The sequence below is a fragment of the Kitasatospora sp. NPDC028055 genome (assembly GCF_040637885.1).
In the GTDB taxonomy this organism is placed as follows: domain Bacteria; phylum Actinomycetota; class Actinomycetes; order Streptomycetales; family Streptomycetaceae; genus Kitasatospora.
Map to the genome: position 1 here is coordinate 394,254 of NZ_JBEZXE010000002.1, position 24,230 is coordinate 418,483.

General features: G+C 72.9%; 25 protein-coding genes. 15 read left to right on the plus strand and 10 right to left on the minus strand.

Annotation, left to right across the window (positions count from 1 at the left end; all coding sequences use genetic code 11):
- Positions 1-52: 52 nt before the first annotated feature.
- The 5 genes from ppdK to AB0F71_RS05700 form a co-directional block, all read right to left on the minus strand.
- Positions 53-2,761: a pyruvate, phosphate dikinase gene (ppdK, locus tag AB0F71_RS05680; protein ID WP_360228657.1), complete on the minus strand. Its 2,709-nt coding sequence runs from the start codon at positions 2,759-2,761 to the stop codon at positions 53-55.
- 564 nt (positions 2,762-3,325) lie between these two features.
- On the minus strand, positions 3,326-4,495 hold the full coding sequence (gene dusB, locus AB0F71_RS05685) for a tRNA dihydrouridine synthase DusB (protein ID WP_360228660.1): 1,170 nt from the start codon (positions 4,493-4,495) through the stop codon (positions 3,326-3,328).
- A gap of 69 nt (positions 4,496-4,564) precedes the next feature.
- Positions 4,565-5,350: a DUF4097 family beta strand repeat-containing protein gene (locus tag AB0F71_RS05690; protein WP_360228663.1), complete on the minus strand. Its 786-nt coding sequence runs from the start codon at positions 5,348-5,350 to the stop codon at positions 4,565-4,567.
- Positions 5,347-5,991 (minus strand): response regulator transcription factor, encoded by a 645-nt coding sequence (locus tag AB0F71_RS05695; protein ID WP_360228666.1) that lies wholly within the window; start codon positions 5,989-5,991, stop codon positions 5,347-5,349. The genes AB0F71_RS05690 and AB0F71_RS05695 overlap by 4 nt, the downstream gene beginning before the upstream one ends.
- Positions 5,979-7,199, minus strand: a complete 1,221-nt coding sequence (locus AB0F71_RS05700; protein WP_360228669.1) for a sensor histidine kinase — start codon at positions 7,197-7,199, stop codon at positions 5,979-5,981. Before AB0F71_RS05700 ends, AB0F71_RS05695 begins: the two co-directional genes overlap by 13 nt.
- A 135-nt stretch (positions 7,200-7,334) precedes the next feature.
- On the opposite strand from AB0F71_RS05700, the gene AB0F71_RS05705 reads away from it, so the two are divergent.
- Entirely contained in the window at positions 7,335-7,865 is a 531-nt protein-coding gene (locus tag AB0F71_RS05705) for a hypothetical protein (RefSeq protein WP_360228672.1), read from the plus strand.
- On the plus strand, positions 7,862-8,266 hold the full coding sequence (locus tag AB0F71_RS05710) for a hypothetical protein (RefSeq protein ID WP_360228675.1): 405 nt from the start codon (positions 7,862-7,864) through the stop codon (positions 8,264-8,266). Before AB0F71_RS05705 ends, AB0F71_RS05710 begins: the two co-directional genes overlap by 4 nt.
- On the opposite strand, the gene AB0F71_RS05715 is transcribed toward AB0F71_RS05710, so the two are convergent.
- Positions 8,263-9,141, minus strand: coding sequence for a helix-turn-helix transcriptional regulator (locus AB0F71_RS05715; RefSeq protein ID WP_360228976.1), 879 nt, complete (start codon positions 9,139-9,141; stop codon positions 8,263-8,265). The two genes, AB0F71_RS05710 and AB0F71_RS05715, sit on opposite strands and share 4 nt — an antisense overlap.
- Positions 9,142-9,252: 111 nt before the next feature.
- On the opposite strand from AB0F71_RS05715, the gene AB0F71_RS05720 reads away from it, so the two are divergent.
- Entirely contained in the window at positions 9,253-10,719 is a 1,467-nt protein-coding gene (locus AB0F71_RS05720; RefSeq protein ID WP_360228678.1) for an MFS transporter, read from the plus strand.
- Positions 10,720-10,816: 97 nt separating this feature from the next.
- Here the strand turns inward: AB0F71_RS05720 and AB0F71_RS05725 are convergent, their stop codons facing one another.
- On the minus strand, positions 10,817-11,179 hold the full coding sequence (locus tag AB0F71_RS05725) for a MerR family transcriptional regulator (RefSeq protein ID WP_360228681.1): 363 nt from the start codon (positions 11,177-11,179) through the stop codon (positions 10,817-10,819).
- Positions 11,180-11,255: 76 nt separating this feature from the next.
- On the opposite strand from AB0F71_RS05725, the gene AB0F71_RS05730 reads away from it, so the two are divergent.
- The 3 genes from AB0F71_RS05730 to AB0F71_RS05740 all read left to right on the plus strand — a co-directional run bounded on the left by AB0F71_RS05730 (position 11,256) and on the right by AB0F71_RS05740 (position 13,329).
- Positions 11,256-12,536, plus strand: a complete 1,281-nt coding sequence (locus tag AB0F71_RS05730) for an MFS transporter (protein ID WP_360228684.1) — start codon at positions 11,256-11,258, stop codon at positions 12,534-12,536.
- A 68-nt stretch (positions 12,537-12,604) separates the two neighbouring features.
- Positions 12,605-12,898 (plus strand): type II toxin-antitoxin system prevent-host-death family antitoxin, encoded by a 294-nt coding sequence (locus tag AB0F71_RS05735; RefSeq protein ID WP_360228687.1) that lies wholly within the window; start codon positions 12,605-12,607, stop codon positions 12,896-12,898.
- Positions 12,895-13,329, plus strand: a complete 435-nt coding sequence (locus AB0F71_RS05740; RefSeq protein WP_360228690.1) for a type II toxin-antitoxin system VapC family toxin — start codon at positions 12,895-12,897, stop codon at positions 13,327-13,329. The genes AB0F71_RS05735 and AB0F71_RS05740 overlap by 4 nt, the downstream gene beginning before the upstream one ends.
- Here AB0F71_RS05740 and AB0F71_RS05745 read toward each other — a convergent pair.
- Positions 13,326-13,934: an alpha/beta hydrolase gene (locus tag AB0F71_RS05745; RefSeq protein WP_360228693.1), complete on the minus strand. Its 609-nt coding sequence runs from the start codon at positions 13,932-13,934 to the stop codon at positions 13,326-13,328. The genes AB0F71_RS05740 and AB0F71_RS05745 overlap by 4 nt on opposite strands.
- Positions 13,935-14,092: 158 nt before the next feature.
- Between AB0F71_RS05745 and AB0F71_RS05750 the strand changes: the two genes are divergently transcribed.
- The 5 genes from AB0F71_RS05750 to AB0F71_RS05770 all read left to right on the plus strand — a co-directional run bounded on the left by AB0F71_RS05750 (position 14,093) and on the right by AB0F71_RS05770 (position 18,444).
- Positions 14,093-14,326, plus strand: coding sequence for a hypothetical protein (locus AB0F71_RS05750; protein ID WP_360228696.1), 234 nt, complete (start codon positions 14,093-14,095; stop codon positions 14,324-14,326).
- A 103-nt stretch (positions 14,327-14,429) separates the two neighbouring features.
- Entirely contained in the window at positions 14,430-15,284 is an 855-nt protein-coding gene (locus tag AB0F71_RS05755) for a DUF3626 domain-containing protein (RefSeq protein WP_360228699.1), read from the plus strand.
- Between the two features lie 45 nt (positions 15,285-15,329).
- A complete protein-coding gene (locus AB0F71_RS05760) occupies positions 15,330-16,442 on the plus strand; it encodes a beta-eliminating lyase-related protein (protein ID WP_360228702.1) in 1,113 nt (370 codons plus the stop codon).
- Positions 16,443-16,554: 112 nt separating this feature from the next.
- Positions 16,555-17,133: an NADAR family protein gene (locus AB0F71_RS05765; RefSeq protein WP_360228705.1), complete on the plus strand. Its 579-nt coding sequence runs from the start codon at positions 16,555-16,557 to the stop codon at positions 17,131-17,133.
- Between the two features lie 219 nt (positions 17,134-17,352).
- The gene (locus AB0F71_RS05770; RefSeq protein WP_360228708.1) at positions 17,353-18,444 is read left to right on the plus strand and encodes a hypothetical protein; all 1,092 of its coding nucleotides are present in this window, start codon (positions 17,353-17,355) and stop codon (positions 18,442-18,444) included.
- Positions 18,445-18,532: 88 nt separating this feature from the next.
- On the opposite strand, the gene AB0F71_RS05775 is transcribed toward AB0F71_RS05770, so the two are convergent.
- A complete protein-coding gene (locus AB0F71_RS05775) occupies positions 18,533-19,915 on the minus strand; it encodes a glycine--tRNA ligase (protein ID WP_360228711.1) in 1,383 nt (460 codons plus the stop codon).
- A 191-nt stretch (positions 19,916-20,106) separates the two neighbouring features.
- Here AB0F71_RS05775 and AB0F71_RS05780 point away from each other — a divergent pair, with 191 nt between their 5' ends.
- From AB0F71_RS05780 to AB0F71_RS05795, 4 genes are read left to right on the plus strand one after another with little or no spacing between them, the layout of a single operon-like run.
- A complete protein-coding gene (locus tag AB0F71_RS05780) occupies positions 20,107-21,096 on the plus strand; it encodes a metal ABC transporter substrate-binding protein (protein ID WP_360228714.1) in 990 nt (329 codons plus the stop codon).
- Between the two features lie 14 nt (positions 21,097-21,110).
- A complete protein-coding gene (locus tag AB0F71_RS05785) occupies positions 21,111-21,875 on the plus strand; it encodes a metal ABC transporter ATP-binding protein (protein WP_360228717.1) in 765 nt (254 codons plus the stop codon).
- On the plus strand, positions 21,872-22,810 hold the full coding sequence (locus AB0F71_RS05790) for a metal ABC transporter permease (protein WP_360228720.1): 939 nt from the start codon (positions 21,872-21,874) through the stop codon (positions 22,808-22,810). Before AB0F71_RS05785 ends, AB0F71_RS05790 begins: the two co-directional genes overlap by 4 nt.
- A gap of 35 nt (positions 22,811-22,845) precedes the next feature.
- Entirely contained in the window at positions 22,846-23,256 is a 411-nt protein-coding gene (locus tag AB0F71_RS05795; RefSeq protein ID WP_360228723.1) for a Fur family transcriptional regulator, read from the plus strand.
- 132 nt (positions 23,257-23,388) lie between these two features.
- On the opposite strand, the gene AB0F71_RS05800 is transcribed toward AB0F71_RS05795, so the two are convergent.
- Positions 23,389-24,228 carry an isoprenyl transferase gene (locus tag AB0F71_RS05800; protein ID WP_360228726.1) on the minus strand — a complete coding sequence of 280 codons (840 nt, stop codon included), beginning with the start codon at positions 24,226-24,228 and terminating at the stop codon, positions 23,389-23,391.
- Between the last annotated feature and the right edge of the window lie 2 nt (positions 24,229-24,230).

Genomic DNA, 24,230 nt, shown 5'->3' on the forward strand with positions numbered 1-24,230 from the left:
GGAGGGTGAGCGGTCAGTCGTACCCGCGCGTGAGTAGGGGATGCCTACCCTCTCAGCGCGAGTCGCTGCCCGCCGACTCGATGGCGGCGCGGCCTGCCTCCAGGCGCGCCACCGGGATCCGGAAGGGGGAGCAGGAGACGTAGTCCAGCCCCACCTCGTGGAAGAAGTGCACCGACTCCGGGTCGCCGCCGTGCTCGCCGCAGACGCCGAGCTTGAGGTCGGGGCGGGTGGCCCGGCCGGCCTCGACGGCGTGCTTGACCAGCGAGCCGACGCCGTCCCGGTCGATGGTCTCGAACGGGGAGACCCCGAAGATGCCCTTCTCCAGGTAGGCGGTGAAGAAGGAGGCCTCCACGTCGTCCCGGGAGAAGCCCCAGACCGTCTGGGTCAGGTCGTTGGTGCCGAAGGAGAAGAACTCGGCGGCCTCGGCGATCTGACCGGCGGTCACCGCGGCGCGCGGCAGCTCGATCATGGTGCCGAGCTTGATGTCCAGCTGGACGCCGGTGGACTGGACGACCTCGGCGAGCACCCGCTCGCACTCGTCGCGGACCAGCTCCAGCTCCTGGACGGTGCCGACCAGCGGGATCATCACCTCGGGGCGCGGGTCCCCGCCGGCCAGCTTGCGCTCGGCGGCGGCCTCGGCGATGGCCCGGACCTGCATGCCGAACAGGCCGGGGATGACCAGGCCGAGGCGGACGCCGCGCAGGCCGAGCATCGGGTTCTGCTCGTGCAGCTTGTGCACCGCCTGGAGCAGGCGCAGGTCGTTCTCGTTCGGGTCCTTGCGGGCCTCGGCGAGGGCGACGCGCACCGACAGCTCGGTGATGTCCGGCAGGAACTCGTGCAGCGGCGGGTCGAGCAGGCGCACGGTGACGGGCAGCCCGTCCATCGCCTGGAACAGCTCCAGGAAGTCGCCCTTCTGCAGCGGCAGCAGGGTGGAGAGGGCGAGCTCGCGGTCCTTGTCGTTGTCCGCGAGGATCAGGTGCTCGACCTCCTTGCGGCGCTCCTCACCGAGGAACATGTGCTCGGTGCGGCACAGGCCGATGCCCTGGGCGCCGTAGCGGCGGGCGCGCCCGCCGTCCTCGGCGTTGTCGGCGTTGGCCCGGACGGCGAGCCGGCGGCGGCCGTCGGCGTGCGACATCAGCCGGTGGACGGCCTGGACCAGTCCGCCCTGGACGTCGGCGCCGGCGTGCAGGGTGCCCTCGAAGTACTCGACCACGGGGGACGGCAGGACGGGCACCTCGCCGAGGTAGACCTTGCCGCTGGCGCCGTCGATCGAGACCACGTCGCCCTCGTGCACCACCAGGCCGTCGGCGGTGGTGAACTTGCGCGACTTGGTGTCGACCTCCAGCTCCTCGGCGCCGCAGACACAGGTCTTGCCCATGCCGCGGGCGACGACGGCGGCGTGCGAGGTCTTGCCGCCGCGCGAGGTGAGGATGCCCTCGGCGGCGATCATGCCGTCCAGGTCGTCCGGGTTGGTCTCCCGGCGGACCAGGATGACCTTCTCGCCGGAGCGGGACCACTTGACGGCGGTGTAGGAGTCGAAGACGACCTTGCCGATCGCGGCGCCGGGCGAGGCGGCCAGGCCCCAGCCGATCTGCTTGGACTCGGCGGTCGGGGCGAAGCGCGGGAACATCAGCTGGGCCAGCTGGCCGCCGGTGACCCGCATCAGGGCCTCGTCCAGGTCGATCAGGCCCTGGTCGACCAGCTGGACGGCGATCCGGAAGGCGGCCGCGGCGGTGCGCTTGCCGACCCGGGTCTGGAGCATCCAGAGCTTGCCGCGCTCGATGGTGAACTCGATGTCGCAGAGGTCGCGGTAGTGGTTCTCGAGCTTCTGCATGATCGCCATCAGCTCGTCGTACGACTTCTTGTCGAGCTTCTCCAGCTCGGACAGCTGCAGCGTGTTGCGGATGCCGGCGACGACGTCCTCGCCCTGGGCGTTGGACAGGTAGTCGCCGTAGACGCCCTGGGCGCCGGTGGAGGGGTCGCGGGTGAAGGCGACGCCGGTGCCGGAGTCCTCGCCGAGGTTGCCGAAGACCATGGTGCAGACGTTGACCGCGGTGCCCAGGTCGTTCGGGATGCGCTCCTGGCGGCGGTACAGCCGGGCGCGGTCGCCGTTCCAGGAGTGGAAGACGGCGTGGACGGCGAGGTCCATCTGCTCGCGCGGGTCCTGCGGGAAGGGCCGGCCGGTCTCGCGCTCGACGATGCCCTTGAACACCTCGACCAGTTCCCGGAGGTCGGAAGCGTCCAGGTCCAGGTCGTTGACGGTGCCCTTGGCGTGCTTGGCCTCGTCCAGGGCCTCCTCGAACAGCTCGCCCTCGACGCCCAGCACGGTCTTGCCGAACATCTGGACCAGGCGGCGGTAGGAGTCCCAGGCGAAGCGCTCGTTGCCGGACTGGGCGGCCAGGCCGACCACCGAGGCGTCGGAGAGGCCGATGTTCAGGACGGTGTCCATCATGCCGGGCATGGAGAACTTGGCACCGGAGCGGACGGAGACCAGCAGCGGGTTGTCGGCCTGGCCGAGCTTCTTGCCCATCTCCTGCTCGAGGGCGTCCAGGTGGGCGCTGATCTCCTCGTGCAGCGAGGACGGCTCGCTACCGGTCTCCAGGAAGACCTTGCAGGCCTCGGTGGTGATGGTGAACCCCGGAGGGACGGGGAGCCCCAGGTTGGTCATCTCGGCCAGGTTCGCGCCCTTGCCGCCAAGAAGATCCTTGAGGTCCTTGTTTCCTTCGGTGAAGGAGTAAACAAACTTCTGCTGGGACGGCACGGGTCGGTCTCCTCGTACGCGGTTGCCCTGACGCCGGAGAACATACCCATTTCGAAGGCACTTCTCTGCCCTCAATAGGCCACACGAGGCCGGTACCGAGCGGTAACCCGCTAGATCGAATGCACATAAAGGCGTTCACCTCTGTTGGTGAAATCGTCCCCCTGACGCGAGCCAGTGTTCAAGTCTTGAAGGCAGGGAAACAGGAAGATCGCCCGATTCGGACGCTGGGTAGCGACCGCGGGTCGGTCGCGTTGCCCCGGCTTGATTTCCTGCACCCGGATCGGCCGATCGGCGTCGAACCGGCTTCGGGAAGCGATTCACGCTCGACCTGTCCATTCCGTCCACTGACCGACCGTCAGTCGCTCCGGCGTGTGGCAAGCGTCACCAGCCCGTCTCGCGGCTCGAGCGTAGGACGCCTGCGCCAATCGTCGCACTGCGTCCAGGAATGTGCTCGTTCCGTGACCTCAGGACGCCGAAAAGGAGCCCTCCTGTCCAGGATGGACAAGAGGGCTGGGACCGGGTGGCCAGCGGTCCCGGAGGGCCTGATTCGACGGATCGGCTAGATCATCCGCCGGAGGTGTCCGATTCGGCGTCCTCGCCCGGTCGGGCGCAGTCGTACGGATCGTCCAACCAGCCCTCCGGCAGGACCACCCGGCCGTTGCCGCTGGTGCGCCCGCGCGGGCCGTCCGCGCCGATCGGCCAGGTCTGGGTCTGCTCCACCTCGGCGAGGGTCCCCTCCAGTTCGGCCAGCGAGGAGGAGTTCGCCAGCCTCACCCGCAGCTCGGAACCGACCGAGAAGCCCTTGGTGTACCAGGCGACGTGCTTGCGGAAGTCGATCACACCGCGCGCCTCGTCCCCCAGCCACTCGCCGAGCAGCTGGGCGTGGCGCACCATCGCCCGGGCCACGTAGCCGAAGTCGGGGCGGGCGTGGTCGACGTCGCCCTCGAAGATCGAGACCAGGTCCTTGAACAGCCACGGACGGCCCAGGCAGCCGCGGCCCACCACCACGCCGTCGCAGCCGGTCTCCCGCATCATCCGCAGCGCGTCGTCGGCCGACCAGATGTCCCCGTTGCCCAGCACCGGCACGTGCGCCGGGACGGACTCGCGCAGCCGGGCGATCGCCGACCAGTCGGCCGTACCGCCGTAGTGCTGGGCGGCGGTGCGCCCGTGCAGGGCGATCGCGGCCACGCCCTCCTCGGCACCGATCCGGCCGGCGTCCAGGAAGGTCAGGTGGTCGTCGTCGATGCCCTTGCGCATCTTCATGGTCACCGGCAGGTCCCCCGCGTTGGCGACGGCCTCGCGCAGGATCTCGCGCAGCAGGTTGCGCTTGTACGGCAGCGCCGAGCCGCCGCCCTTGCGGGTCACCTTGGGGACGGGGCAGCCGAAGTTGAGGTCGATGTGGTCGGCCAGGCCCTCGTCCGAGATCATCCGGGCCGCCTTGCCGACGGTCACCGGGTCCACCCCGTACAGCTGGATCGAGCGCGGCTTCTCGCTCGGGTCGAACTTGATCAGCTGCATGGTCTTGGCGTTGCGCTCGACCAGCGCCCGGGTGGTGATCATCTCCGACACGTACAGGCCCTTGCCGCCGCTCTGCTCGCGGCACAGGGTGCGGAACGGGGCGTTGGTGATGCCGGCCATCGGCGCCAGCACGACGGGCGGCCACACCCGGATCGGGCCGATGTCCAGCGGCGCGAACTCGGTCTCGGTCGCGGTGGGTGCGGGCGTGGCTGTCATGCGCGGCTGACCTCGGGTAGCGGGGGACGGGACTCTCCATTGTCCCCCACCCGGGTGAGCCGGCCCCACCTACTCCGGATCGGGGCGGTAGCCGATGTCCAGGGAGCCCGAGCCGACGTCGGCCTCCAGGCTCCTGCTGCTGGCGGCGTCGCCCAGGGCCGGGTCGATGTTGATGCTGCCCGACCCCGTCCCGCCGTTGATCCGGTAGCGGTTGCCCCGCGGCACCCGCACCGTCACCGAGCCGGAGGTGGCACTCACCTTCACGTCCTGCGGCGCCGACCGGAACGTCAGGTCCACCGACCCGGAGGTGCTGGACACCTCCGCCTGCGCCGAGGAGAGGTCCGTGCCCTGGGTCATCCCGGAGGTGGTGCGGGCGCGGACCGGGCCGGACAGCCCGTGCAGGAGGATCGCGCCGGAGGTCCCGTCCAGCCGGACCGCGCCGCTGAGGTCCGACACCTCGACCGACCCCGAGGTCACCGTGCCGGCGACCTCCGTCCCCGCGGGCACCTCCAGCTCGATCGAGGCGCCGCAGTTGTAGAAGGGCAGGGAACGCCGGCACTCCACACCGACGGTCATCGTGTCGCCGACCACGTCGGCGCGCACCCGGGGCTCGGAGACCGTCCAGTCGAGGTTCTTGCGCAGCACGACCCGGCCCTCCACGCCCGGCCTGATCCGTACGGAGGCGCTGCTCGTGGCCAGCCGCAGCTTGTGGACCTCCTCGGCCACGAACACCTGCTGCTCGGTCCGCGACTGCCGGGCCACCAGCGCCATGGTCTGCGCCCCGCCCATGACCAGCACGAACACCAGGGCGATCACCCCGGTGATCCGCCACGCCCTGGTGGACCGCGCGCTCACGTGATCTCCAGGAAGCGCAGCACCGCCATCACCCGGCGGTGGCTGTCGTCGGCCGGCGGGAGGTCCAGCTTGGTGAAGATCGAGTTGATGTGCTTGGCCACCGCGCTGTCGCTGACCACCAGGGCGGCCGCGATCGCCGCGTTGGAACGGCCCTCCGCCATCAGCGAGAGCACGTCCCGCTCGCGCGGGGTCAGCTTCTCCAGCGGATCCCGGTGCCGGCGCACCAGCAGCTGGGCCACCACCTCCGGGTCCAGCGCGGTGCCGCCCTCGGCGACCCGCTGCAGCGCCTCCACGAAGTCGTCCACATTGGCCACCCGCTGCTTCAACAGGTAACCGACGCCGCTGGTGTTGGTGGACAGCAGATCCGCGGCGTAGCGCTCCTCCACGAACTGGGAGAGCAGCAGGACGGCGGTGTCCGGCCACTGCTGCCGGATCACCATCGCGGCCTTCACCCCCTCGTCGTGGAAGCCCGGGGGCATCCGGACGTCCGCGACCACCACCCCCGGGCGGTGCTCCTCGACGGCGGCCAGCAGCTCGACGGCGTCCCCGACGGCCGCCGCGACCTCGAAGCCCACCGCCTCCAGGACCTTGACCAGGCCGACCCTCAGCAGGACCGAGTCCTCGGCGATCACAGCACGCACGGCAACTCCACGGTGATGGTGGTGGGGCCCCCGAGGGGGCTGAGAACGGACAGCGTCCCGTCGACCGAGGCGGCACGCTGGCGCAGACCGGTGAGCCCGGTGCCGCGCGAGGCGTCCGCGCCGCCCACGCCGTCGTCGCTGACGACCAGGCGCAGCACGCCCCCGGCCGTCCGCACCGAGACGTCGACCTGCTCGGCCCGGGCGTGCTTGGCCACGTTGGTGAGCGCCTCGGAGACGGTGAAGTAGGCGACCGCCTCGACGGTGGGGGCGATCCGCTCGGACAGCTCGACGTCCAGCCGCACCGGCAGCGGGGCCCGGGCGGCGATGCCGGACAGCGCGGCGTCCAGCCCGCGGTCCTCCAGGACGGCCGGGTGCAGCCCGCGGACCAGGTCGCGCAGCTCGTCGATGGCCGCCTGCGCCTCCTCGTGCGCCGCGACGATGACCTGCATGGCGTCGGGCGGGCAGTCCCTGAGGGTGCGCCGGGCCAGGCCCAGGTTCATCGCGAGGGAGGTGAGGCGCTGCTGGGCGCCGTCGTGCAGGTCCCGCTCGATCCGGCGGCGCTCGGCGTCCACCGCGTCCACCAGGCCGGCCCGGGACTCGGCGATCTCCTCGACCCGGCGCTCCAGCTTCTCCGCCCGGTTGGGCCCGAGCAGGAGCTGCGCCGCGCGGACCTCCAGCCGGGCGGTCAGCGTCGTCAGCCAGGGCGCCGCCACCAGCAGCAGCACGCCGAACACGGTGAGCGCCACGTCCAGACCGGCCAGCTCGCCGCGCAGCCCCGCCTCGGGCGGCAGCAGCCAGACCCAGGCGTACAGGGTGGTCAGCACCAGGGCGATGCCCCAGACGTACCCGGCGGCCAGCGCACAGAGCGCCAGCACCGGGCCGATCAGCAGGTGGTAGCCGAGCTGACGCCAGGCCAGGGCGAGCCGCAGCCGGCCCAGCCGCAGGGCCGCGGGCGCGCCGGGCGGCGGCACCTCCACGCCGCGGAGGGCGCGCAGCCGACCGCGCTGGAGGGCGGTGAGCCAGCGGGAGCAGACCAGCACGACCGCGAGGACCGGGAAGAGCAGGCTGGGCTCGGTCACCGCCAGCCAGACCGGCGCGGCCACGGGTATTCCGGCGGCGGTGAAGCGGGCGTCCCGCCAGGCCCCGGCGGACCACGGTGGTCGCCCGAGGCTCCTGACGAGCGCTCGGCGCAACGTGGTGGAAGGCATGCCGGACAGCGTAGGGCCCGGTGATCAACGACCGCCATGAAGGGGGGTACCGGCCGGGGGTGTAGCTGGATACACCCCCGATTCGGGGTGGAGCACCACCGACAGGACCCCCCTCGCGGCGGAAGGCTTGGGGACATGACGAGCACCGCATCGCACTCCGCCACCCCGCCGCACGGGCGGCCCGTCCCCGGGAACCACGGGGGTGTTCCCGGGGGCGCGCTCCGCCCGGCGTCGGGGCCGGATGGGACGCTGCCCGCCGGGGCCGGGCCCTGGTCGGTCCGCAGCGTCCGGTCCGGCCGCGGCCGGGCCGCGTTGGAGCTGTACCAGCACGGCGAGTTGGCCGACGTCCTGGTCGCCGCCCGGCTCGCCCCGCAGCTGGTCCGCGGCGCGCGGCGCAGCCCGTCCGCCGGTCGGGGCTCGCATGTGCTCGCCTGGGGGCGGCTGCCCGCCGACGGCCTGGCGCCCTCGGTGGTGTTCACCGGCGGGCGGCGGCTGTTCGGCACCGCCCGGGCGGCGGCGGCCGAAGTGGTCACGGTGGCCGGGCAGTTCTGGCTCGCCCTGGCCGAGGGGCCGTACGACGCGGTGCTCGTCGGGCACCCGGCCGGCGGGCCGGCCGAGCGGCTCGTGCTGGAGCGGGTCCGTCGCGCGGCCGGGGGTGCGGCATGAACACCGCCGTCGTCCCGGGCGCTCCGGCGTACGTGCTGCCGGAGCGGTTCCAGCGGCTGCCGCGGCTGGCCGCGTTCGGGCTGCTGCCCTGGCTGATGGTCCTGGCCGTCAACCACGAGACCCCGTGGGTGGTGCTGGACCTCGCGGAGTTCGCCGCACTGCTCTCGCTGGACGCGCTGCTGCGCCGGCGCAGCCCGGCCGCGCTGTGGGCGGGCGCGGTGGTGGCGCTGCTGCTGGCCGGGGACGCCCTGGCCGACATCGCCTGCGCCGGGCCGGGGCACGCGGTGCTCGCCGCGCTGGTGATGGCCTGCTGCGTCGAACTGCCGTTGGCGGCGGTGTGCCTGCTGCTCGGGCGCGAGGCGATACCCGGGGCGGTGCGCGGTGTGGTGATACGCGGCTAGGGCCGCGTCGGCAGCCGGTCCATCAGGAGGCGGGTCTCCTCGTCCAGCGGGGTGTAGCTGATCAGCCGCGTCCCGAGCCGGGGGCCGAGCCAGAAGTTGGTGTACTCGCAGCGCAGCAGGCCCACGCCCGGCACCTGGAAGCGCTTGATCCCGTTGCCCGGCCGCATCACCTCGTGCCGCTGCCACTCCTCCTCGAAGTCCGGCGAGGCCTTGCGCAGCCGGGCCAGCAGCGCCTTCCAGGCGGGCTCGGCCGAGTGGTCGGCCATCGCGGCGCGGAACCGGGCCACCATGCCGAGGCGCTCCGTCCGGTAGTCGACCAGCACGTCGCGGAAACGGGAGGGGGTGAACGCCAGCCACATCAGGTTCCGCTCCTCCGGGGGCAGTTCCCCGAGGTCGCCGACGATGGCGGTGTACGGCGCGTTGTGCGCCAGGATGTCGTAGCGGGAGTTGACCGCGGCGGCCGGGTACGGCGCCAACTGGTCCAGTACCAGCCGCACGCTCGGCGTCACCGAGGGGCACTCCCGCACCGGCGCCGGATCGTCCGCACCGGCCAGGGTGAACAAGTGCGCCCGCTCGCTCGGATCCAGCAGCAGCGCCCGGGCCACCGCGTCCAGCACCTGGACGGACACCTGGATGTCCCGCCCCTGCTCCAACCACGTGTACCAGGTCACCCCCACCGCGGCCAGCTGCGCCACCTCCTCCCGGCGCAGCCCCGGGGTGCGGCGGCGGCCGGTCAACGGCAGGCCCACCTGCTCGGGCGCGATCCGCTCGCGGCGGCTGCGCAGGAACGCCGCCAGGTCGTGCCGGCGGGCTTCGTCGGGTGTGGCGCGGTGCGGCACGGCGGTGCCGGGACGGGCTTGCGCGGCCGGGGTCATCAGGCTCATGCTCCCCAGCATGCGGCACGCCGCAGCCTGTTGCCAGGTACTTCTTATACCTGGATAACCACACTCTGGTACCAGGCTGGGGAGCGGCGGATCGTATGACCCGTGACTCAACGACTCGCCGTCGCCCCGGCCTCGCCCCGTACCGCCGCCCCAAACCCCGCCGCCCCGCAGGCCACCGCCCCGCACACCCCCACCCTCGGCACCGCCGGGCTGGTCACCGTCCTGCTCGGGGCCTTCCTGCCGATGCTCGACTTCTTCATCGTGAACGTCGCCCTGCCCACCATCGACAAGGACCTGGCCGCCGGACCGGCGGTGCTGGAACTCGTCGCCGCCGGCTACGGCATCGCCTTCGCCGTCCTGCTCGTCCTCGGCGGGCGGCTCGGCGACACCTTCGGCCGCCGCCGGCTGTTCGTCGCCGGGGCCGCCGCCTTCGCCGTCACCTCGCTGGCCTGCGGCCTCGCCCCCGACGCGTGGTCCCTGGTCGCCGCCCGGGCCGCCCAGGGCGCCTCGGCCGCGCTGCTGATCCCGCAGGTGCTCGGCACCATCACCGCCGCCACCGACGGCGCCCGGCGCGGCCGCGCGCTCAGCGTCTACGGCGCGGTCGGCGGCATCTCCGTGGTGATCGGCCAGGTGCTCGGCGGGATGCTCGTCGCCGCCGACCTGTTCGGCACCGGCTGGCGCTCGGTCTTCCTGCTGAACGTCCCGTTCGCGCTGCTCGCCGTCCTCCTCGCCGTCCGGTACGTGCCGGAGAGCCGGGCCACCCGGGCCGCCGCCGTCGACGTGCCCGGCACCGTGCTGCTCACCGCCTCCCTGCTCTCCCTGCTCGTCCCGCTGATGGAGGGCCGCGCGGCCGGCTGGCCGCTCTGGTCCTGGGTGCTGCTCGCCCTCTTCCCGGTGTTCGCCACCGCCTTCGCCCTGGTCGAGCGCCGCGCCGAGCGCCGCGGCGACACCCCGCTGGTGCCGCCCAGCCTGCTGCGGATCCCCGAGATGCGGCGCGGCCTCGGCATCGCGCTGCCCTACTTCGCCGGCTTCGGCGGCTTCATGTTCGTCATCGCCGTCGCCCTCCAGCAGGGCCTGCGGCTCGGCGTGGTCGCCGCCGGCTGGGCACTCGTCCCGATGGCCGTCGGCTACTTCACCGCCTCGCTCTCCGGCCCGCGGCTGATCGGCCGCTGGGGCAGCCGGGTGCTCAGCGCCGGCGCCGTCGTCCAGGCCCTCGGCCTCACCACCATCGCGCTGACCGTCCTGGCCGATGCGGACCACTTCTCCCCGCTGCGGATGGCCCCCGGCGTCGCCCTCGCGGGCATCGGCCAGGGCCTGATCGGCACCCCGCTGTTCCGGGTCGTCCTCGCCAAGGTGCCCGCCGCCCGGGCCGGCGTCGGCAGCGGCGTCCTCGCCACCGGCCAGCAGTCCAGCCTCGCCCTCGGCGTGGCCACCCTCGGCACCCTCTACCTGTCCCTCTCCCCCAGCCTCGGCATGGGCCGCGCGCTCGCCCTGTGCCTCGGCGTCCAGCTGCTGGGCTCGTTCACCGTGCTGTACCTGACCACCCGCCTGCCCCGCTCCGTCGGCTGAGCCCCGCGGGCCCACGGGCCCGGGCGACGACGAACGGCCCCGCGACCGGTTCCCGCCGGTCGCGGGGCCGTCGCGCTGCCCGCAACCGCCCGTACGGTCAGGCGAGTTCCCTGACCACGGACAGGTACTCCAGGATGGCGTCGCGGTTGCGGGTCAGGCAGTGGATGCGGCGGGTCATCCGCTCGGTCTCGGACTCCAGGGTGTCGAGGATCTCCGGGGTGGCGTCCGCGAAGTGGATCCTCCGCGGGGCGTCCAGGCAGGGCAGGACCTGCTTGATGATCCGGGTCGGCAGCCCCGCGTCCAGCAGCCCGCGGATCTGGAGCACCCGGTCCACCTGGGAGTCGTCGTAGTCCCGGTACCCGTTCGCCTCGCGGCTCGGGAGGATCAGGCCCTGCTTCTCGTAGTAGCGCAGCAGGCGGGGCGAGGTCTCCGTCAACCGGGCCAGTTCGCCGATCCGCATGTGACCACCCTCACGTCGGGGCCGGACCGCTCCGGCTGGACCTTGACATCCATGTCAACGATAGACGATCGGTCACATGCCGACGCACGAACTCCCTTCCCCCGCTTCCCCGATGACGACCCCGGCCACGGCCGGCGGCCCCACCCCGACCCACTCGCCCGACCCGGCGAGGCAGGCACCACCGGCCCGACTGCCCTGGCCGGCGCTGCTCGCCCTGAGCACCGGCGGGTTCATCACCCTGATGACCGAGGCGCTGCCCGCCGGCGTCCTGCCCGCGATGAGCCGGGACCTCGGCGTCAGCCAGTCCGGTGCCGGACAGTCCGTCACCCTCTACGCGGTCGGCTCCATCGCGGCCGCCATCCCGCTGACCGCCGCCACCGCCGGCTGGCCGCGCAAGCGGCTGCTCCTGCTCGCCGTCGGCGGCTTCACCGTCGCCAACGCCGTCACCGCGGTCTCCGGCAACTACCCGCTCACCATGGCCGCCCGCTTCGCGGCGGGACTGGTCGCCGGAATGCTCTGGGCCCTGCTGGCCGGGTACGCCCGCAGCATCGTCGCGCCCGAACAGCGCGGACGGGCCATGGCCGTCGCGATGGGCGGCGCCACGGTCGCCCTGTCCGTCGGGGTCCCGGCCGGCACCCTGCTCGCCGGGGCCGCCGGGTGGCGGACCGCCTTCGGGCTGATGAGCGTGCTCGCGCTCGCCCTCGTCGGCTGGATCGCCGCAGCCGTACCCCCGGTCCCCGGCCGGGCCGAACACGACCGGCTGCCGCTCCGGCAGGTGCTGCGGATCCCCGGCGTGGCGGCCGTCCTGGCCGTCACCGCGACCTTCGTACTCGCCCACAACATCCTCTACACCTACGTCGCGGCACTGCTCGAACCGCTGCACCTCGGCGAGCGGACCGACACCGTGCTGCTCGTCCTCGGCCTGGCCTCGCTGGTGAGCATCGCCGTCACCGGAGCGCTGATCGACCGGCACCTGCGCACCCTGACCCTCACCGCCTGCCTCCTCGTCGGCGCCGCGACCCTGACCCTCGCCGGCGCCCTGCTCGGCTCGTCGCCCTGGCCCGTCTACGCCGCCGCCGCGGTCTGGGGCCTCGGCTTCGGCGGCGTCGGCACCCTGCTGCAGACCGCCGTCGCCGACGCCGCCGACACGGCCGCCGACCTCGCCCAGTCCCTGCTGGTCACCTGCTGGAACCTCGGCATCGCCGCCGCCGCGTCCGCCGGCGGCCTCCTCCTCGACCACGCCGGGCCGCAGTCCCTCCCCTGGTCGGCCCTCGCCCTGCTGGCCCTCGCCCTGGCCGTGACCACGGCGGCCCGCCGCCACGGCTTCCCGGGCCGGGGGCTCCCGGGCCGGGGGTGACGCTCGTCCGGGTGAACCCGACGCACGCTGCGCGCAATCGCCGCACGATCCGCCCTACCGTGAGTCGTATGACGGCCAGAGTCCCCATCCGGCAGCTCCAGCAACACGCCAGCGAACTGATCGACCGGGTCGCGGCCGGGGAGCGCATCGAGATCACCCGCAACGGGCGGCTGATCGCCGTACTCGCACCGCCTGACCCGGAGCAGCGGGTCCTGGAGGATCTCGTACGGGACGGCACCATCGACCCGGAGAACGCCGCCACCGCCCGTGGACTGGCCGACTGGGTCCCACCCACGATCGACATCCGGCTCCCGTCCGCGACCGAGGCCCTCCACAGGATGCGCGAGGAAGAAGACCGTTGATCTACCTCGACTCCTGCGCGATCCTCAAGCTCCTCCTCCCGGAGACGGAGTCCTCCGCACTGCGAACGTTCCTCTCGTCACACGGCTCCGAGGGCCATGCGACCAGTGCGCTGGCCCAGGTCGAGGTCCCGCGCGCGCTCATCAGGATCGGTGCGCCGCAGCAGTTGCACGATGCTGCGGCGGACCTGCTCGACCGAATGCTCCGCATCCGGCTCTCCGATCCGATCCTCCGAGCCGCCGGTAGCTTCCCCACCCGGCACCTGGGGACGCTCGACGCCATTCACCTCGCCAGCGCCGAACACCTGGAGCATGCGCTCACGGCTTTTGTGACGTACGACAAACGCCTCGCCGAAGCGGTCGAGGGACGTGACCTGCCGATCACCGCGCCGGGCTCGACGTCGGACGTCGAGCCCGGCGGCGCTCCTGCCTAGGCGCAGGTTCCACGGCCGGGGGTCAGTGCGCCGATGAAGGTGTCCAGGCGGGCGACGGCTGTGCGGAGCAGGTCGACGGATCCGGTCGGGTCGTCCGGGAGTTCGAGGCCGTGGTCGGCGGCGGGGAGTTCCAGGACCTGGTGGCCGGTGGCGTCGGCGACGCTCCGGTCCCACAGCCTGTCGGCGCTGCCGCCGACCAGGAGGGTCGGTGCGGTGGCCCGGTGGAGGGCGCGGGCCACGTGGTCGAGGGTGAGCACCGGGGTGAGCCAGGCGGCCGGGAGGGCGCGGTCCGCGGCGAGGCCGGCGGCCAGGGAGCCCAGCGACTTGCCGACCAGCAGGCGGCAGGCGCCGCCCTCGGCGTCGACGGCCGCGCCGACCTGCCGCTCGACCCAGGCGATCCGCTGCTCCGTCGTGAACTCGGCGAATCCGTCCGGGATCCGCCACCACAGCTCCTGGACCGTCCAACCGTGCCGGACCAGGACCGAGGAGGCGAAGTGCAGCAGTGGACGGGCGGGCGTGTAGCCGACGCCGGGGACGACCAGCGCGACCCGGTCCGGGTCGCCGTCGATACGGGTGGGGAGGCTCAGTGCGGAGGAAGCGGACATGCCCGCAGGCTACTTCCGGCCCGCCCCGCCGGCCGAAAGGGAACCTCCTGCACCATCATCTGCCGTGCACCCCACGCTACTTCGGCTATGGCGGAACGACACCTTGGTCCGCGATACTTGGTTCGCACAGTGATCGAGTCCGAAGGAAGGGGGAGCTCATGAGCTTCGTTCTCGCGTTCCTGGCCGCGCTGGCGGCCGTCGTCGTCGGCACCACCCTGTTCCTGGCCCGTCGTGATCGGGCCCACCGGCGGTGGGCGGACGGCACGGAGGGCCTGCTGATCGAACAGCGGCGGACCTCCCAGGCCGCCCGGATCCGCAGCACCCACTCCACCTGGGCCACCCACCACGGCAACGGCCTGTTCCCCGACGACCTGCAGACCCACTACGTCTGACGGGGCAGCGCCGCGTTCCCGGCGCCGGGGGCGGACGCAGCGGAGCCGGGGCGGACGAAAACCCGGGTGCGCCCCTCGGCCCGGCCGCGCGACACTACCCCGCATGAGCTCCGACGCCGCCCCGACCCCGCAGGTCCGGGCCCTCGACCACGTGGCCTCGCTCTCCGCCGGCCCGCCGGTCGACCCGGCCCTGCGGGTGACCCTCAACTTCCACCCGGACCGGGTCTCCCGCGGCCGGGCCGTCCTCGACGCCCTGGCCGAGGACGGCGTCTACCTCTCCCAGTTCGCCACCGGCACCAGCAACGGCGGCCTGACCGCCCACCCCGGCGGGGACCGCTGGCGCTGGGAGAGCCGGATCTTCGCCGGCGCCTACGACGCCGCGGCTCCCGGCGAACGCCCCGTCTACGGAGCCCTCGACCACCGCCGCAGTCCGGTCGGCGCCGCACCCCGCTTCGGCTCCGCGCACCTGCGGCTCACCGCCCCCGCCCTGGAGCGCACCACCTTCTGCTACCCGGACAGCTTCCTGGAGCCCACGGACTTCGGCACCGCCGCCCGCATGGGGCTCGTCGAACTGGCCCTGGCCGACGACCAGGACGCCCTCGACGACTACATCGAGGCGCAGGTCCACGGCCCGGTCCGGCTGGCCGAGGACGTCGAGGCCCTGGTGCTGGACCCCTGCTACCGGAACACCCCGGTCGAGGACGCCGCCCGCCGCCTCCCCTGCCCGCTGGAGTGGCACCCCGGCTTCCGGCTCACCGTCGAGGAGCTCCGCCGCCACCCCGACTACCGCGGCCAGGAGTTCGTCGCCCTCGGCGCCCGGATCGCCGAGGAGGGCGCCCTCGACCCCCGGATCATCGGCGCTGCCGCCGCGAGCGGTCGCCACGACCTCCAGGCCCTCAAGAAGGTGTGGCACTACCTCGCCCGCTTCGGCGCCCCCGGGTTCGGCACCCCCGGGTAGCGAAAAGCGGTTGGCCCGGTTTCCCGCCGGACGGAGAATCGCCGGATGACCGATGACCAGATCGACTGGGCCCGCCTGCGCGCCGCCCACCGGGCCTGTACCCGCTTCCTCTCCGGCAACCGCCCGCTCACCATGCGCGAGCGGCTCACCGCACTCGCCGAAGCGGTCGAGCCGGACGCCCACCCCGACATCTACGGGAACGGCGGGCCGGTCGGGGAGCTGGAGGAGCGCACCGCCGCGCTCCTCGGCACGGAGGACGCGGTGTTCTTCCCCAGCGGGACGATGGCCCAGCAGGTCGCCCTGCGCCACCACGCCGAGCGGACCGGCAACCCGGCCGTCGCGCTCCACCCGCAGAGCCACCTCGAACGGCACGAGCGCCACGCCCACGTCCAGCTGACCGGCCTGCGCAGCCTCTGGCCCACCACCGAGCCGCGGCAGCCGACCGCCGACGAACTGCGGGGCCTCGGCGAGCCGTTCGGCACCCTGGTGGTGGAACTCCCGCTCCGCGACCCGGGCTTCGTCCTGCCCACCTGGGACGAGCTCACCGAGCTGGTCGCCGCCGCCCGCGCGGCCGGTGCCCGGGTCCACTTCGACGGGGCCCGCCTCTGGAACACCACGACCCACTTCGGCCGGCCGCTGGACGAGATCGCCGCCCTGGCCGACAGCGTCTACGTCTCCTTCTACAAGGACCTCGGCGGCATCAGCGGGGCCGCCCTCGCCGGGGACAAGGCCTTCACCGCGTACGCCCGCACCTGGCGCCACCGTTACGGCGGGCAGCTCTACCAGCAGTGGCCGGCCGCCCTCGCCGCGCTCACCGGCCTGGCCACCGAACTCCCCCGGATCCCCGGCCACACCCGCCACGCGGCGACCCTCGTCCCCGCCCTGGCCGCCCTTCCCGGTGCGCGGATCTTCCCGGAGGTCCCGCCCACCCACGACTTCCAGCTCTGGCTCCCCCATCCGGCGCGCGCCCTGAACGCCGCCACCCTCGCCCTCGCCGAGCAGGAGGGGACCTGGTTCCTGGACTGGACCGACGCCGCCCCAGGCCTCGCCATGGCCGAGGTCCGCCTGACGGGCTCGGCCCGGGACTGGACGGCGGAGGAGGTCACCGAACTCGGGCTGCGCTTCCTGGAACTGGTCGCCGCCGCCGAACGGGACTGACCCGCCGCCGAGCGGGACCGACCCGCCGGCCCCCGGGCTCGGGCAGCCGGACGGAGCCCGCGGCCGTCAAACGGATGGCGGGCTCCCCACCCTTCGTGTCAGAATGACGATTATGAGCAAGCAGCAGGTCGGGGACTTCGCCGACGTCCGCAGCCGCGAGGAGCTGGCGGGCCTGATGGCCACCGGGGCACGGCCGAAGTGGGTGATGTTCTGGGGGCACACCGCCCGCAAGGGCGGCGGGACGCGGCAGGAGTGCCTGAGCCAGTGGTGGCCCGGGCAGTTCACCGTCGACGGGGTGACGTACGCCTCCGCCGAGCACTGGATGATGGCCGGCAAGGCCCGGATGTTCGGCGACCGGGCGATCGAGCAGCGGGTGCTGGAGGCCCGGACGCCCGCCGAGGCGAAGAAGCTGGGCCGGCTGGTCCAGGACTTCGACGACAAGACCTGGACGGCGGGCCGGTTCGACCTGGTGGTCGAGGGGAACGTCGCGAAGTTCGGTCAGGACGAGGCCCTGCGGGAGTACCTGCTGGGCACGGGCGACCGCGTCCTGGTCGAGGCCAGCCCGCTGGACCGGATCTGGGGCATCGGCCTCGGCGCGGACGACATCCGGGCCGAACGACCGCTGGAGTGGCGGGGGCTGAACCTGCTCGGGTTCGCGCTGATGGAGGCGCGGGCCCGACTGGCCGGATGAGACCGGTCGTGCCCCTGCCGGACGGGGCGGCCCCTTCCGAACGGGGCGGCCCCTGCCGCGGAGCGCGACCGGCGCACTTCTCGCAACGGCCGCCCTCTGCGCGCTCCTTGACACCACTCGGGCATGACTGGTCGCGCTCTCGTAACTCCATCGCCACATTCCGACGCCAGGATGTCCCGCAGTCAGGGCACAGATGGACAGGTTGGGGCGATCATGCGCATGCGGTCGACGGAAGAATCCGCAGGCCAGCAACCGGAGGGCGAGCAACGGGCCGCCGAACTCCGTTCGGAACTGGACGAGTTGCTCCGCGCGAGCCGGTACGCGGGCCAACGCGAACGCCGGTTGAGCGAGGCGATACGGGCGACCCCGGGCCGCCAGCGCCCGGACGGCGACCTGCTGCGGCAGCTCGCCCAGGCCCGCACGCTACGCGAGGGCCTGGGCGCGCGCTGCCTGCAACTGAGCGATCAGTTACAGGAGTTGGAGCTCCACCTCAGACAGGCGCCGATCCCAGCGCCGGTCCCGGCACCACCCCCGGCACCGGCACCGCCGCCACCCCCCGCTCCACCCGTCCGCCCCGACCTCGGTGCCCTCACCGAGCGGATCACCGGACTCCACCGCAGCGGGGCCCGCCCCGAGGCCGAGGACCTGCTGGACCGGGCCGCCGCCCACCTCGCCCCCGCCGAGGCCGCCCTGCTGGCCGGGATGCTCTCCCGGCGCGGGCCGACCGGCGCCTCGCTCCAACTGGCCCGGACGACCGCCCGGAGCACCCCGGAGCACGCCGTCGTGGTGCTGGCGGAGCTGCGCGAACTGGGCCTGGCCGAGGAGGCCGCCGAGCTGTTCCACGCCTTCCGGGCCTACCCGGCCGCCGCGGTCCCGGCGCTGCTCGCCGCGCTGGAGCGGGCCGGGCAGCACGCCGACAGCGCCACGCTGCTCTGGGAGTGGGGCTCGGCGCCGACCCCGGAGCTGACCTCGCTGGCCGCCGGCCTCCAGCAGCACGGCCGCCCCGCCGACGTCCGCACGCTGCTGCGCCAGGCGGCCGGCCGCCCGACCGCGGACCTGGTCGGACTCGCGACCGGGCTGCCGCCCGCGCTCGCCACCCTCCTGCTGCAGGAGCTGGCCGCTCTCCGCCCGCCGGTCGAACTGGCCCGCCTGGCCGCCGCGCTGGAGAACCACCGGGACCTCTACGGGCAGCTGCTGGCGGCACTGCTCGCCGACGACACCCGCCACCGCACCACCCTGGCCGCCCTCCGCACGGCCGGCCTGCCGACCGCCCCGCCGGCCGCCCCGCGCTCCCGCTGGGGCCGGCGCTGACCCACCGGCCGTACGAAAGCGGGGAGCCCCCGCCCGCCTCCACCAGGGAGGACGGCCGGGGGCTCCCCGGAGTACCGGAGTACCGGACTCAGCAGCCGATCAGCCGCGCCGCCAGGTAGCCCTTCACCTGGTCCAGCGACACGCGCTCCTGCGACATGGTGTCGCGGTCGCGAACGGTCACGGCGTTGTCCTCGAGGGTGTCGAAGTCGACCGTGACGCAGAACGGCGTACCGATCTCGTCCTGGCGGCGGTAGCGCTTGCCGATCGCGCCCGCGTCGTCGAACTCGACGTTCCACGCGGTGCGCAGGTCGGCGGCCAGGCCGCGGGCCTTCGGGGAGAGCTCGGCGTTGCGCGACAGCGGCAGCACGGCGACCTTGACCGGGGCCAGGCGCGGGTCGAGCCGCATGCCGACGCGCTTCTCCATGACGCCCTTGGCGTTCGGCGCCTCGTCCTCGAAGTAGGCGTCGAGCAGGAAGGCCAGCATCGCGCGGTTGAGACCGGCCGCCGGCTCGATGACGTACGGGAAGTACTTCTCGCCGGACTCCTGGTCGAAGTACCGGAGGTCCTGGCCGGAGGCGTTGCTGTGCACCGTCAGGTCGTAGTCCGTGCGGTTGGCGATGCCCTCCAGCTCGGAGAACTCGCTGCCGCCGAAGTTGAAGCGGTACTCGATGTCCACCGTGCGCTTGGCGTAGTGGGAGAGCTTCTCCTTCGGGTGCTCGAAGAAGCGCATGTTCTCGGTGCGCAGGCCGAGGTCGACGTACCAGTCCCAGCGCTGCTGGAGCCAGTACTCGTGCCACTGGTCGTCCTCGCCCGGCTTGACGAAGAACTCCATCTCCATCTGCTCGAACTCGCGGGTGCGGAAGATGAAGTTGCCGGGGGTGATCTCGTTGCGGAAGCTCTTGCCGGTCTGGGCGATGCCGAACGGCGGCTTCCTGCGCGAGGTGGACTGGACGGCCTTGAAGTTGGTGAAGATGCCCTGGGCGGTCTCGGGGCGCAGGAAGGCCAGGCCGCTCGCCTCCTCGGTGACACCGAGGTGGGTCTTGAGCATGCCCGAGAAGTCCTTGGGCTCGGTGAACTGGCCCTTGGTGCCGCAGTCGGGGCAGTTGACGTCCTTGAGGCCGTTCGGCGGCGGGAAGCCGTGCTTGGCCTCGTACTTCTCCTCCAGGTGGTCGGCCCGGTGGCGCTTGTGGCAGGAGAGGCACTCGGTCAGCGGGTCGTTGAAGGTGGCGACGTGGCCGGAGGCCTCCCACACCTCACGGGCGAGGATCACTGACGAGTCGAGTCCGACGACGTCCTCACGGGCCTGCACCATCGCGCGCCACCACTGGCGCTTGATGTTCTCCTTGAGCTCGACGCCCAGCGGCCCGTAGTCCCAGGCGGCTCGCGTACCGCCGTAGATCTCGCTGCAGGGGTAGACGAAGCCACGGCGCTTGCTCAGGCTGACGATCGTGTCGATCTTGTCGGCGGCCACAGTGCTCTCTTCAGTACGTACGGCACGGTCAGGGCACGGCTGGTTGCTCGCACCCGAATACCCAAGGTTACCGGCCAGACGGGTACGGGGTTCAAATCGATATGGTCCGGCTCCTCCCAGCCAGGGCCACCTGCCGTTCACCCGTCCGAGTGATTTGACAATCATTTCCACTGCAGATGAGAATGATTGTCATGATGATCGGACTGCTCAGCCGCCGTACCCGCAGGACCGCCGCCCTGGCCGTCGCCGCCCTCGCCGCCTCCATGGCCCTCACGGCCTGCGGTGGCAGCAGCAGCGCCCAGAGCGCGGACGGCAAGCTGAACGTCGTCGCCTCCTTCTACCCGATGGAGTTCCTGGCCCAGCAGATCGGCAAGGAGCACGTCTCGGTCACCGACCTCACCGCGCCCGGCGTCGAGCCGCACGACCTGGAGCTCACCGCCAAGCAGGTCGCCGGCGTCCAGAAGGCCGACGCGATCCTCTACCTCAAGGGCCTCCAGCCCACCGTCGACCAGGCCGTCGACCAGTCGGCCAGCAAGCACAAGATCGACGCCACCGCGGCCAGCCCGCTGGTCGACCACCACCTCGACGAGGGCACCGCCGAGGGCGACGGCCACAAGCACGAGGGCCCGGCCGGCGACCCGCACATCTGGCTCGACCCGAGCCGCTACGCCGCGATCGCCAAGAGCGTCGGCGACGAGTTCGCCAAGGCCGACCCCGCGCACGCCGCCGACTACCGGAAGAACACCGACGACCTGGTCACCCGGCTCACCGCCCTGGACCAGGAGTTCCGGACCGGGCTGCAGGACGTCAAGACCAAGACCTTCGTCACCAGCCACGCCGCCTTCGGCTACCTCGCCGACCACTACGGCCTCACCCAGGTCGCCATCAACGGCGTCGACCCGGAGTCCGAGCCCACCCCGGCCCGCCTCGCCGAGGTGCAGAAGGCCGCCAAGGACAACGGCGTCACCACGATCTTCTTCGAGACCCTGGTCAGCCCCAAGCTCGCCGACACCGTCGCCAAGGACCTCGGCCTCAAGACTGCGGTGCTGGACCCGCTGGAGGGCGTCAAGGACCCGTCCAAGGACGACTACCTGACCGTCATGAAGCAGAACCTGGCCAACCTCCGGGCCGCCCTCGGCGCCCCCGCCGCGGCCGCCCCGGCCCCCACCCCCGCGAGCTGACGGGACGCCCCACCATGACCCACCCGATACCCCCGGCCGTCCGCCTCCGCGACGCCGTCGCCTCGCGCGGCGGCCGGCCGGTGCTGCGCGGCGTCGACCTCACCGTCCGACCCGGCGAGGTCGTCGCCCTGCTCGGCGCCAACGGCTCCGGCAAGTCGACCACCGTCAAGGCCGTGATCGGCTCCGTGCCGCTGGAGCAGGGCACCCTGGAGCTGTTCGGCACCCCGTACGGCTCCTTCCGCGCCTGGCACCGGATCGGGTACGTCCCGCAGCGCACCACCGCCGCCTCCGGCGTCCCCGCCACCGTGCGCGAGGTGGTCTCCACCGGGCGGCTCGCACAGCACCGGCTGCTGCCGTTCCGCCGCCGGGACCGCGCCGCGGTGGACGGCGCGCTGGCCGCCGTCGGCATGCTGGACCGGGCCGGGGACGGCGTCGCCGACCTCTCCGGCGGCCAGCAGCAGCGGGTGCTGATCGCCCGCGCCCTGGTCGGCACCCCCGACCTGCTGATCATGGACGAGCCGATGGCCGGCGTGGACGCCGCCAGCCAGCAGGTGCTCGCCGACACCCTGCGCGCCGAGGTCGGCCGCGGTGCCTCCGTCCTCCTCGTCCTGCACGAACTCGGGCCGCTGGAGCCGCTGATCGACCGCGCCGTGGTGCTGCGGGACGGCTGCGTCGCGCACGACGGCCCGCCGGTGCCCAACACCGGCCTGCACGCGCTGCCCGGCCACGACCACGTCCACCCGCACGCCGACCTCACCCCGCCGAGGCTGCTCGCATGACCGAGATGCTCTCCTACGACTTCATGCAGCGCGCCCTGCTGGCCGCCGTGCTGGTCGGGATCACCGCCCCCGCCGTCGGGATCTACCTGGTGCAGCGCCGCCAGGCCCTGATGGGCGACGGCATGGGCCACGTCGCGATGACCGGCGTCGGCCTCGGCTTCATCTTCCAGACCAGCCCGGTCTGGATGGCCGTGCTGGTCTGCGTGCTCGGCGCCGTCACCATGGAGCTGGTCCGCTCGCGCGGCAACCAGCGCGGCGACATCGCCCTGGCGATGCTCTTCTACGGCGGCATGGCCTGCGGCAAGCTGCTCGTCTCGATGTCCGCCCAGGCCGGGGCCGGCTCGCTGGAGAGCTACCTGTGGGGCTCGATCCTCACCGTCGCCCCCGCCGACCTGGCCACCATCGCGGTGCTCGGGGCGGTGGTCATCGCGGTCACCGTCGGCCTGCGCCGCCAGCTCTTCGCGATCTGCCAGGACGAGGACTTCGCCCGGGTCACCGGCGTGCCGGTGCGCACCCTCAACCTGCTGCTCGCGGTGATGGCCGCGGTCACCGTCACGGTCGCCATGCGGGTGGTCGGACTGCTGCTGGTCAGCGCGCTGATGGTGGTCCCGGTGGTCGCCGCCCAGCAGCTGACCCGCTCCTTCGCCGCCACCCAGGCCGCCTCGATCGCGCTCGGCGTGGTGGTCGCGCTGGCCGGCGTCACCGGCTCCTACCAGCTGAACGTGCCCTCCGGACCGGCCATCGTGCTGCTCGCCATCGCGGTGTTCGCGGTGTTCAGCGCGATCGCCGCCCCGCTCGCCCGCCGACGCCACCGGCGCCGCGACGACGCCGGGCAGGGGCCCCAGGTCTGCGACGTCCGACTCCCCGGCCAGGACCCGGGAAAGAGTTCCTCCGACGCGACCACTCCGGAGCGGCGGGCCGGGCTGGCACAATGAGGTGCGTGACGCCCACGACCCCAGGAGGACCCACGGTGACCACCGCAGGCCCGTCGCCGCGCGCCCGCTCGACCCGGCAGCGAGCCGCCGTCTCGGCGGCCCTGGACGAGATCGCGGACTTCCGCAGCGCCCAGGAGCTCCACGACCTGCTCAAGCACCGCGGAGACTCCGTCGGTCTGACCACGGTCTACCGCACCCTCCAGTCGCTCGCCGACGCCGGTGAGGTGGACGTGCTGCGCACCGCCGACGGCGAGGCCGTCTACCGCCGGTGCAGCAGCGGGCACCACCACCACCTGGTCTGCCGGCACTGCGGCGCCACCGTCGAGGTCGAGGGCCCCGCGGTCGAGCGCTGGGCCAACTCGGTCGCCGCCGAGCACGGGTTCAGCGACATCGCGCACACCCTGGAGATCTTCGGCACCTGCGCGGACTGCGCCAAGAAGGGCTGAACAGCCGTCCGTACGGGGGCAGCCCGCGCGGACGACGGCCGAAGGGCCCGCAGGAACGGTTCGTTCCGCGGGCCCTTCGGCACGTGCGCACCGGTCGGTATCAGCGCCGGTCGGCATCAGCGCCGGTCGGCGTCAGCGCTGGGCGGGCAGCTCCAGCGGCGAGGGCAGCTCGTTCGGGATCGCCCCGCCGAAGCGGCGGTCGCGCATCGCGAACTGCTCGCAGGCGCGCCACAGGTCGCGGCGGTCGAAGTCCGGCCAGAGCACGTCCTGGAACACGAACTCGGCGTACGCGGACTGCCAGAGCAGGAAGTTGGAGGTGCGCTGCTCGCCGCTGGGGCGCAGGAAGAGGTCCACGTCCGGCATGTCCGGGTGGTACATGTACTTGGCGAGGGTCTTCTCGTTGACCTTCTTCGGGTCCAGCCTGCCGGCCGCCACGTCCAGCGCGATCGCCTGCGCGGCGTCGGCGAGTTCGGCCCGGCCGCCGTAGTTGACGCACATGTAGAGCGTCACGGCGTCGTTGCCCTTGGTCTGCTCCTCGGCGACCTGGAGCTCCTGGACGACGCTCTTCCACAGCTTGGGCATCCGGCCGGCCCAGCGGATCCGCACGCCCATCGCGTCCATCTCGTCGCGGCGGCGGCGGATGACGTCCCGGTTGAAGTTCATCAGGAACTTCACCTCGTCGGGCGAGCGCTTCCAGTTCTCGGTGGAGAACGCGTACAGCGAGATGTTCTTGACGCCGAGCTCGATCGCGCCCTTGAGCACGTCCAGCACGACGGACTCGCCGATCTTGTGGCCCTCGGTGCGGGGCAGCCCGCGCTCCTTGGCCCAGCGGCCGTTGCCGTCCATCACGATGGCGACGTGGTCCGGGACCAGCTCGCCGGGGAGCTTCGGGGGCCTGGCGCCGCTGGGGTGCGGGGTCGGGGGTTCGTAGACCCGCTGCTTGCCACCGCCGAAGAGCCGTCGCGCTGCCATGT